Origin of the sequence: Streptomyces sp. NPDC056987 (assembly GCF_042673865.1) — a bacterium.
GTDB lineage: Bacteria > Actinomycetota > Actinomycetes > Streptomycetales > Streptomycetaceae > Streptomyces.
In genome coordinates this window covers 7,303-16,950 of sequence record NZ_JBHURV010000037.1, presented here as the reverse complement: position 1 = coordinate 16,950, position 9,648 = coordinate 7,303, and the positions used below count along the sequence as shown (strand labels likewise).

Below are 9,648 nucleotides of genomic sequence, written 5' to 3'. Positions count from 1 at the left end.
GGGGGGCCCACTTTCGACTATCCCCGGGGCCCCCCCCGGCCAAACCCCCCCCGGCCCCGGCCAAACCCCTAAACCCCCCCACCCCCCCGCCGCGCCCGGCCCCCCCCCCCCCCGGGCCCGCGCCCCTGTCTCTCACGTACACACCTCAGGCGTACGGGCCTCAGGTCGTCGTACGCCGTCTCCTGCTGCCCGGACGGCGCTCGCTCGGCCGGGTGACCGCTTCACCGGCCTCCTTGGCCGCCTCCCGGCGCTGCGTGCCGAACGCGGCCAGCGCCTCCGCCAGCTTGTGCACCGACGGCTCCGGCGCCAGGACGTCGACGCGCAGCCCGTGCTCCTCGGCGGTCTTCGCCGTCGCGGGACCGATGCAGGCGATCACCGTCACGTTGTGCGGCTTGCCCGCGATACCGACCAGGTTCCGCACCGTCGAGGACGAGGTGAACAGCACGGCGTCGAAGCCGCCGCCCTTGATCGCCTCGCGGGTCTCGGCCGGCGGCGGCGAGGCGCGCACGGTGCGGTACGCCGTGACGTCGTCGACCTCCCAGCCCAGCTCGATCAGCCCGGCCACCAGCGTCTCCGTGGCGATGTCGGCGCGCGGCAGGAACACCCGGTCGATCGGGTCGAAGACCGGGTCGTACGGCGGCCAGTCCTCCAGCAGCCCGGCGGCGGACTGCTCACCGGAGGGCACCAGGTCGGGCTTCACGCCGAAGTCGACCAGCGCCGCGGCGGTCTGTTCGCCCACCGCGGCGACCTTGATCCCGGCGAAGGCGCGGGCGTCGAGCCCGTACTCCTCGAACTTCTCCCGTACGGCCTTGACCGCGTTGACCGAGGTGAACGCGATCCACTCGTACCGCCCCGTGACCAGGCCCTTGACCGCGCGCTCCATCTGCTGGGGCGTACGCGGCGGCTCGACCGCGATGGTCGGGACCTCGTGCGGGACCGCGCCGTACGACCTGAGCTGGTCGGAGAGCGAGGCGGCCTGCTCCTTCGTGCGCGGGACGAGGACCTTCCAGCCGAAGAGCGGCTTGGACTCGAACCACGCGAGCTGATCGCGCTGGGCCGCCGCGCTGCGCTCCCCGACCACGGCTATGACCGGCCGGTGTCCCTCCGGCGACGGCAGCACCTTCGCCTGCTTCAGGATCTGCGCGATCGTCCCGAGCGTCGCGTTCCACGTCCGCTGGCGCGTGGTCGTACCGGCGACGGTGACGGTCATCGGGGTGTCCGGCTTGCGGCCGGCCGCGACCAGTTCACCGGCGGCGGCCGCCACCGACTCCAGGGTGGTGGAGACGACGACCGTGCCGTCGCTGGCGCCGACCTCGCTCCAGCAGCGCTCGCTGGCGGTCCTGGCGTCCACCATGCGTACGTCCGTGCCCTGGGCGTCGCGCAGCGGCACCCCGGCGTACGCCGGCACACCGACCGCGGCGGCGACGCCGGGGACGACCTCGAAGGGGATGCCCGCGGTGGCGCAGGCGAGCATCTCCGTGCCCGCGTCGCCGTCGAGCCCGGGGTCGCCCGCGACCGCACGGACCACCCGCCTGCCGCCCCGCGCGGCCTCCATGACAATATTGGCCGCATCCCGGATCGCGGGGATCCCGGCGGCTGCTGACGCATCGTCGACAACCGTCAGCGCAGGGGTGCTCACGCCGGCCCGCGCATGGCTCCGTACGACGTCGAGCACATCAGGCTCGGCGATCAGTACGTCAGCCCCCGCGAGCGCCTCGACGGCGCGGAGTGTCAGCAGACCCGGATCTCCGGGTCCGGCACCTAGGAAGGTGACGTGCCCCGATGCGGAGCAGGCCGGAAGGTCAGAGGTGGTGGGGCTCAATGTGCTCGCTCCCCCATAAGACCGGCCGCACCCTTGGCGAGCATCCCCGACGCGAGTTCGCGCCCGAGCGCGAGGGCGTCGTCGAGCGACGTGGGTACGGGACCGGTGATGGACTGCTGCACCAGCGTCGAGCCGTCGGTCGTGCCGACGACGCCGCGCAGGCGCATTTCGTTGACAACCTGTCCGTCGGCCAGCAGGTCGGCCAGCGCACCCACAGGTGCGCTGCAACCGGCCTCCAGGGCGGCGAGCAGGGAACGCTCGGCGGTCACGGCGACCCGGGTGTACGGGTCGTCGAGCCCGGCGAGCACAGCGGCGAGGTCCACGTTGACCGCGGCGCACTCCACTGCGAGGGCCCCCTGGCCGGGGGCCGGCAAAACGGTGTCGACCGGCAGGAGGTCGGTCACTTCGTCCGACCTGCCGATGCGATGGAGCCCGGCGGCGGCGAGCACGACGGCGTCGAGCTCCCCGCTGCGGACGTATCCGATCCGGGTGTCTATGTTCCCGCGGATCGGCACGGTCTCTATGGCCAGCCCATGACTGCGCGCGTACGCGTTGAGCTGGGCGGCGCGGCGCGGCGAACCCGTACCGACGCGGGCCCCGTCGGGCAGCCCCTTGAAGAGCAGCCCGTCCCGGGCGATCAGCGCGTCCCTGGGATCCTCGCGGCGCGGCACGGCGGCCAGCATCAGCTCGGCGGGCTGCGCCGTCGGCAGGTCCTTGAGGGAGTGCACGGCGAAGTCGACCTCGCCGCGCAGCACCGCGTCACGGAGCGCGGTGACGAAGACGCCGGTGCCGCCGATCTGCGCCAGGTGCTCGCGCGAGGTGTCGCCGTACGTGGTGATCTCGACCAGTTCGACGGGGCGCCCGGTGAGCCGGCGCACCGCCTCCGCCACCTGGCCGGACTGCGCCATGGCGAGCTTGCTGCGCCTCGTGCCCAGCCTCAGGGCCTTGTCGGGCCTCAACGGCTCCTCGGGCCGTGAGGCCGTCTCGGGCCTCAGTGCCTTCTCGGTCATACTCGCCCTCTGCCTACACCGTCGGTGTCATTCAGGTCGGCCCGGCTGACGGCGGCGACCGTCTGCGGGTCGAGGTCGAAGAGTTCGCGCAGCGCGTCCGCGTACCCGGCGCCGCCGGGCTCGCTGGCGAGCTGCTTGACCCGCACGGTGGGCGCGTGCAGGAGTTTGTCGACAACGCGGCGCACGGTCCTGGTGACCTCGGCGCGCTGTTTCCCGTCGAGGCCGGGGAGCCTGCTGTCGAGGCGGGCGATCTCGCTGTTCACCACGTCGGCGGCCATGGCGCGCAGCGCGACCACGGTCGGGGTGATGTGGGCGGCGCGCTGGGCGGCGCCGAAGGCGGCCACCTCGTCGGAGACGATCGTGCGGACCTGGTCGACGTCGGCGGCCATGGGCGCGTCGGCGGACGCCTCGGCCAGCGTCTCGATGTCCACCAGCCGTGCGTCGCCGAGCCGGTGCACCCCGGCGTCGATGTCGCGGGGCATGGCGAGGTCGAGGAGGGCGAGGGGCGCCGGGCGGTCGTGCAACGCGCCCTCGACGGCGTCGGCCGTCAGGACGAGGCCGGTGGCACCGGTGCAGGAGACGACGACATCGGCGCGGGCCAGCTCGCCGGGGACGGCGCCCATGTCCACGGCGCGGGCGGTGACGCCCCCGCCGGACTCGGTCAGGCTGTACTGGGCCAGTATCTGTACGAGCCGCTCGGCCCGGCCGGCCGTGCGGTTGGCGACGACGATCTCGGCGACGCCGGCCCGGGCGAGGGTCGCGGCGGCCAGCGAGGACATGGAGCCCGCGCCGATCACCAGCGCGCGCTTGCCCTCGGCCCAGGCGTTGACGTCGGCGCCGGCGGCGAGCTGTTCGAGGCCGAAGGTGACGAGCGACTGCCCGGCCCGGTCGATGCCGGTCTCGCTGTGGGCCCGCTTGCCGACCCGCAGGGCCTGCTGGAACAGGTCGTTGAGGAGACGGCCCGCGGTGTGCAGCTCCTGGCCGAGCGCGAGCGTGTCCTTGATCTGGCCGAGGATCTGGCCCTCGCCGACGACCATCGAGTCCAGGCCGCAGGCCACCGAGAAGAGGTGGTGGACGGCGCGGTCCTCGTAGTGCACGTACAGGTAGGGGGTCAGCTCGTCCAGTCCGACGCCGCTGTGCTGGGCGAGGAGAGTGGACAGCTCGGCGACCCCGGCGTGGAACTTGTCGACGTCGGCGTAGAGCTCGATGCGGTTGCAGGTGGCGAGGACGGTGGCCTCGGTCGCGGGTTCCGCGGCGAGGGTGTCCTGCAACAGCTTGACCTGCGCGTCCGCGGTGAGCGACGCGTGTTCGAGGACGCTCACCGGCGCGCTGCGGTGGCTCAGTCCGACGACCAGGAGACTCATGCCGGCATCACCGCGGGGACGTCCCCGTCGGGTCCCTTCCGGCCGGGCGGGGTGGTGCCGGCCGTCGTCTCCGTCTCCGCCACACCCGCGGCGGTCTCGCGCTCGGCGGGCGTCATCGCCGCGAGGGCCGCCTCGGCGGCGGCGCCCTCACCGGCCTTGCGCTGCTCGTGGAAGGCGAGGATCTGGAGTTCGATGGAGAGGTCGACCTTGCGGACGTCCACACCGTCGGGCACCGACAGCACGGTCGGCGCGAAGTTGAGGATCGAGGTGACCCCGGCGGCGACCAGCCGCTCACAGACCTGCTGGGCGGCGCCCGCGGGGGTCGCGATGACCCCGATCGAGACGCCGTTGTCGCTGATGATCGTCTCCAGCTCGTCCGTGTGCTGGACGGGGATCCCCGCGACCGGCCGGCCCGCCATCGCGGGGTCGGCGTCGATCAGCGCGGCGACCCGGAAGCCGCGGGAGGCGAACCCGCCGTAGTTGGCGAGCGCGGCGCCGAGGTTACCGATCCCGACGATCACGACCGGCCAGTCCTGCGTCAGGCCCAGCTCGCGCGAGATCTGGTAGACGAGGTACTCGACGTCGTAGCCCACACCGCGGGTCCCGTAGGAGCCGAGGTACGAGAAGTCCTTGCGCAGCTTCGCGGAGTTGACCCCTGCGGCGGTGGCGAGTTCCTCGGAGGAGACCGTGGGTACCGAACGCTCGGAGAGAGCGGTCAGCGCCCGCAGATACAGCGGAAGCCTGGCGACGGTGGCCTCGGGGATTCCTCGGCTACGGGTCGCCGGTCGGTGAGTTCGGCCAGTTGCCACGGTGCTCCAACGGGATGAGCTGGGCTGCAGGCGGCCGTATGTCCCAGGACCGCCCCGTCGAATGCAGGCTATGTCTTTGTGAACGCGTGCACAAAGATTGTGTCCGCTTTGTCCGAGCAAAGTGACCGGGGTCACGCGCCTCGATCCGGCCATCCCGGAACCGGGGACCGCTTCAGCCCGTTGCACACACGAAGGGGGCAAAACCGCACACACTCCTCACGAAATACGCCCCCGCGACCGCCCGGCACCGGTCCCCGAACCGGCGGTGATCCACCCCCGCACCCGGCTCGCACACGGGAGGACGATCACCGGAGAGAAGGCTGCAAAGCGCCCACGATGGTAGCCGTCTTTTGACTCACGCCCCCAGCTCACGCCGGAGCCGCTCCGCGTCCACCCGCCAGAACGTGTGCTGCTCGCCGTCGACCAGCACCACCGGGATCTGCTCCCAGTAGGCACGGTGCAGCGCCTCGTCCCGCGTGATGTCCTTCTCCTCCCAGGAAGCACCGGTCTCGGCACAGACCGCCTCGACGACCGCGCGGGCGTCGTCGCAGAGATGACACCCCGGTTTCGAGACAAGCGTCACCATCCGCTCGCCGGCCTTCTTCTTCGTCGTACGCCGCAACAAAGGACTCATGGCCCCCATTCTCCGCCCGCCGGGCGCCGGGACCCGCCGGTTGTCCACAACCGGACCCTGTTGGCATGATCACCGCATTAGCACACCGGTCACGGAGAGTTCACCCCTCGGCCTCCCCGCCCGTCCGGAACCACCGAACAGACTGGCTATGCTCACGCTATGGCCGCACTGGGATGGCTCACCCCCCGTAAGCGCTCCGCCACCGCGAGGAGCGTGCTCGCAGGCGAGGCCGCAGCCGAGGCAGGACTCAGGTCCACACAGGAATCACAGGTCACCGAACCCGCCCCGGACACGGCCGCCGAGGTGCCCGACTTCCCCGTCGCCGGGGACGTACGCGCCGCCGCCTTCTTCGACCTCGACAACACCGTGATGCAGGGCGCCGCGATCTTCCACCTCGGCCGCGGCCTGTACAAGCGGAAGTTCTTCCAGCGCCGCGAGCTGGCCCGGTTCGCCTGGCAGCAGACCTGGTTCCGGCTCGCGGGCGTCGAGGACCCGGACCACATGCAGGACGCCCGCGAGAGCGCCCTGTCCATCGTCAAGGGCCACCGCGTCTCCGAGCTGATGTCCATCGGCGAGGAGGTCTACGACGAATACATGGCCGACCGCATCTGGCCGGGCACCCGCGCCCTCGCCCAGGCCCACCTCGACGCCGGCCAGCAGGTCTGGCTGGTGACCGCCGCGCCCGTCGAGACCGCCACGATCATCGCCCGCCGCCTCGGCCTGACCGGCGCCCTCGGCACCGTCGCCGAGTCGGTCGACGGCGTCTACACCGGCCGGCTCGTCGGCGAACCGCTGCACGGACCCGCCAAGGCCGAGGCCGTCCGGGCGCTCGCCGCCGCCGAGGACTTCGACCTGGACCGCTGCGCCGCGTACAGCGACTCGCACAACGACATCCCGATGCTCTCGCTGGTCGGACACCCGTACGCGATCAACCCCGACGCCAAGCTCCGCAAGCACGCGCGGAAACTGGACTGGCGGCTGCGCGACTACCGCACCGGCCGCAAGGCGGCCAAGGTCGGCATCCCGGCCGCGGCCGGGGTCGGCGCCCTCGCCGGCGGCACGGCCGCCGCGGTGGCCCTGCACCGCCGCCGGCGCTGACCCCCGGACAGGCCCGGGCACGTCCGCCATTCGGCGCTCGACATTCAGCACATCAGGCACATCCGGCGTGTTCCGTATGTTTCGACACGCCGGGCGACACAACGGACGGCCCCGCGGGAACACGCGCGGGGCCGTCCGCACATCTGCACGCCGTCACTCAGCCACAACCCATCACGAGAGCAAGCAGATCTTGACGCAATCTGATCAATAAATGGTCACGATGTGCTACTAGATCCGCCCCCTAGGGGGCACGGAAGCGACGTAATCGATGATTTGAGCAACTGGGTGTAGCACTGCCTGTACGAAGCGTTATTCTCCTCAGACGCATACCGGACCCCACTCACCACCACGGCGAGTGAACGGTCCCGCACTGCACGTGATGGAAGCTCTGCCTCTGGGAGTCCCGTGTACCCACACGTCGGGGTTGACGCCTCGGGCCTGGCTACGCTGCGCGCAACGGTCATCGACCACTTGCGCGGCTTCGTCCCCACCGCGTACGCCGTCCCCGCCCTCGCCGCACCGGCCCCTGCCGTGAGCGGCCCTATCGGACCTTGTTACGCCCTGGCGAGTGGTGGTGCGGCCGTCGGCAGACGGGGCGGCCGCAGCAGCTCCGCCACCCCGACCACCGCCCGCCGGCCCAGCGCCGACAGCGACAGCGCCCGCATGATGGAGTTGGTGGAGCGCGCCCAGGCCGGCGAGGCCGAAGCCTTCGGCCGGCTGTACGACCAGTACAGCGACACCGTCTACCGCTACATCTACTACCGCGTGGGCGGGAAGGCGACCGCCGAGGACCTCACCAGCGAGACGTTTCTGCGCGCCCTGCGCCGCATCTCCACCTTCACCTGGCAGGGCCGCGACTTCGGCGCCTGGCTGGTCACGATCGCCAGGAACCTGGTCGCCGACCACTTCAAGTCGAGCCGCTTCCGGCTGGAAGTGACCACCGGCGAAATGCTCGACGCCAACGAGGTCGAGCGCAGCCCCGAGGACTCGGTCCTGGAGTCCCTCTCGAACGCGGCCCTCCTCGAAGCCGTACGGAAGCTCAACCCCCAGCAGCAGGAGTGCGTCACGCTCCGCTTCCTCCAGGGCCTCTCGGTCGCCGAGACCGCGCGGGTCATGGGCAAGAACGAAGGAGCGATCAAAACCTTGCAGTACCGAGCCGTCCGCACCCTGGCCCGGCTGCTCCCCGAAGACGCCCGCTGACCGTCCCGCCCACGGCCCCACCCCCACCCCCGTCCGCGGCCCACCCCCGCAGTTCCTTCCACATCCCTCTCCCCCCACGCCGCCCGCACCGCGAGCCCAACTCACCGTCAGTGACGCCGTGATGACGCACTGGTCCGATCATCTTTCGTCCGTAACCCAAGTGCCGCGCCGCTCGTTGTGCGAGATGCAGGCTCCCTGCGGTCACGCCATGCCCGCACTCCACTCACTCATTCGTGTGGATGCGCTCAAGGCGTGCAACCTTCCGGACCCCCAGGGGAGTCGATCGTCATGACGAGAGGAGGTGCCGCCAGTGATCGCGAACGTTTCGGCACACCGGCGGGCGAACGCCTTCGCCCAGGCCCTGGAAGACCGGACGCTCCAGGGCACGGCGGCCGAACAGCCCGCCGATTCGGCCGAACCGGCTGAACAGGGGCGGCTGTTGGCCCTGGCAAGTGGTCTCGGTGAACTGCCGAGGCCCACGCTGGACCCCGAGGTCAAAGTGGTGCACCGGGCGAAGCTCGTGGCCGCCATGGAGGCCATGCTGTTGGAGGGCACAGCCGCCGGGGAGGTGAATCCCAGCCCTACGGTCCCCGAGCAGCGGAAGTCGGGCCGCGGCGCCCATCGCGCTTCCCGGCTGCGCACCTTGCGGCCGAGATCCCGCTGGTCCAAGGGGCTCGCGGCCGGCGGACTCACGGTCGGAGTGGCCGCGGGCGCCTTCGGCGGCGTCGCCGCCGCCAGCTCCGACGCCCTGCCCGGCGACTCCCTTTACGGGCTCAAGCGCGGCATGGAGGACTTCAAGCTCAACCTGGCGGGCGGCGAGTCCGACCGCGGCGAGCTGTACCTCGACCATGCCTCGACCCGCCTCAACGAGGCACGCCGGCTGATGGAGCGGGACCGCTCCGGCCAGTTGGACCACGAGTCCCTCAGCGAGATCCGCCGCACCCTGGGCGTCATGAAGCACGACGTCACCGAGGGCCACCGGCTGCTCCACCGGGCCTACGAACGGGACGGCTCGCTCGGCCCGATCGCCACCCTCTCCTCGTTCTCCACCTCGCACCGCCAGACGTGGAACGGGCTGCGCGAGCGGCTGCCCGTCCAGCTCACGGACGTCGGCAACGAGGTGAGTTCGGTGTTCGACGCCATAGACGAAGAGGTCGCCCCCCTCCAGTCACTCCTGCCACAAGAACCGGAGACGCACCAGGACCCCACCCGCCCCGGCTCCACCCAGGACTCCACCGGCGGCGGCCACCCGCACCAGGACCACCCCGCACCCGCCACCCCGCACGAGAGCGGCGGTACGGGCAGCGGCTCCGCCCACACCGAGGAGCGGAGGACGGATCCGTCGAGCCCCGGTTCGGCCTCCTCCTCCGAGGACGGTCTGCTCGGCGGAACTACGGGCGGCCTGCTCGACCCGCCGCCGAACAGCGTCACCCCCTCGCCGTCCGACGACAACAACAGGGACAGCACCGACCGCCCCGGCCCGGACATCACCATCCCGCCCCTGCTGCCCGACCTGCTCCCAGGGCTCGGCATCAAGACGGAGGACACCGACTAGGCCGGTACCGAAGAGATTTCACCCTGGTGTGGGGGGGGGGGGGGCGCCCCCCCCCCCCCCCCCCCCCCCCCCCCCCCCCAAAAGCCGACGGCACCCAACCAAGAATATAAAGGAGGAAAGAAGAAAAAAGAAACCCCCCGGAACACCACCGGTTTG

At 71.5% G+C, this 9,648-nt stretch carries 8 protein-coding genes; 3 read left to right on the top strand and 5 right to left on the bottom strand.

Annotation, left to right across the window (positions count from 1 at the left end; translation table 11 throughout):
• Window positions 1–160: 160 nt before the first annotated feature.
• The 5 genes from ACFTZC_RS32560 to ACFTZC_RS32540 form a co-directional block, all read right to left on the bottom strand.
• Window positions 161–1,822: a uroporphyrinogen-III synthase gene (locus tag ACFTZC_RS32560; protein WP_382895842.1), complete on the bottom strand. Its 1,662-nt coding sequence runs from the start codon at window positions 1,820–1,822 to the stop codon at window positions 161–163.
• Window positions 1,819–2,832 (bottom strand): hydroxymethylbilane synthase, encoded by a 1,014-nt coding sequence (gene hemC / locus ACFTZC_RS32555; protein WP_382895840.1) that lies wholly within the window; start codon window positions 2,830–2,832, stop codon window positions 1,819–1,821. The genes ACFTZC_RS32560 and hemC overlap by 4 nt, the downstream gene beginning before the upstream one ends.
• Window positions 2,829–4,196, bottom strand: a complete 1,368-nt coding sequence (locus ACFTZC_RS32550; RefSeq protein ID WP_382895838.1) for a glutamyl-tRNA reductase — start codon at window positions 4,194–4,196, stop codon at window positions 2,829–2,831. The genes hemC and ACFTZC_RS32550 overlap by 4 nt, the downstream gene beginning before the upstream one ends.
• Window positions 4,193–5,005: a redox-sensing transcriptional repressor Rex gene (locus ACFTZC_RS32545; RefSeq protein WP_382895837.1), complete on the bottom strand. Its 813-nt coding sequence runs from the start codon at window positions 5,003–5,005 to the stop codon at window positions 4,193–4,195. The genes ACFTZC_RS32550 and ACFTZC_RS32545 overlap by 4 nt, the downstream gene beginning before the upstream one ends.
• Before the next feature lie 355 nt (window positions 5,006–5,360).
• Entirely contained in the window at window positions 5,361–5,639 is a 279-nt protein-coding gene (locus ACFTZC_RS32540; RefSeq protein ID WP_382895835.1) for a glutaredoxin family protein, read from the bottom strand.
• A gap of 159 nt (window positions 5,640–5,798) precedes the next feature.
• Here ACFTZC_RS32540 and ACFTZC_RS32535 point away from each other — a divergent pair, with 159 nt between their 5' ends.
• The 3 genes from ACFTZC_RS32535 to ACFTZC_RS32525 all read left to right on the top strand — a co-directional run bounded on the left by ACFTZC_RS32535 (window position 5,799) and on the right by ACFTZC_RS32525 (window position 9,492).
• Window positions 5,799–6,737, top strand: a complete 939-nt coding sequence (locus ACFTZC_RS32535; protein WP_382895833.1) for an HAD family hydrolase — start codon at window positions 5,799–5,801, stop codon at window positions 6,735–6,737.
• Between the two features lie 405 nt (window positions 6,738–7,142).
• Window positions 7,143–7,937 carry an ECF subfamily RNA polymerase sigma factor, BldN family gene (locus tag ACFTZC_RS32530; protein ID WP_382895831.1) on the top strand — a complete coding sequence of 265 codons (795 nt, stop codon included), beginning with the start codon at window positions 7,143–7,145 and terminating at the stop codon, window positions 7,935–7,937.
• A 310-nt stretch (window positions 7,938–8,247) separates the two neighbouring features.
• Window positions 8,248–9,492: a DUF5667 domain-containing protein gene (locus ACFTZC_RS32525; protein WP_382895829.1), complete on the top strand. Its 1,245-nt coding sequence runs from the start codon at window positions 8,248–8,250 to the stop codon at window positions 9,490–9,492.
• Window positions 9,493–9,648: the final 156 nt, after the last annotated feature.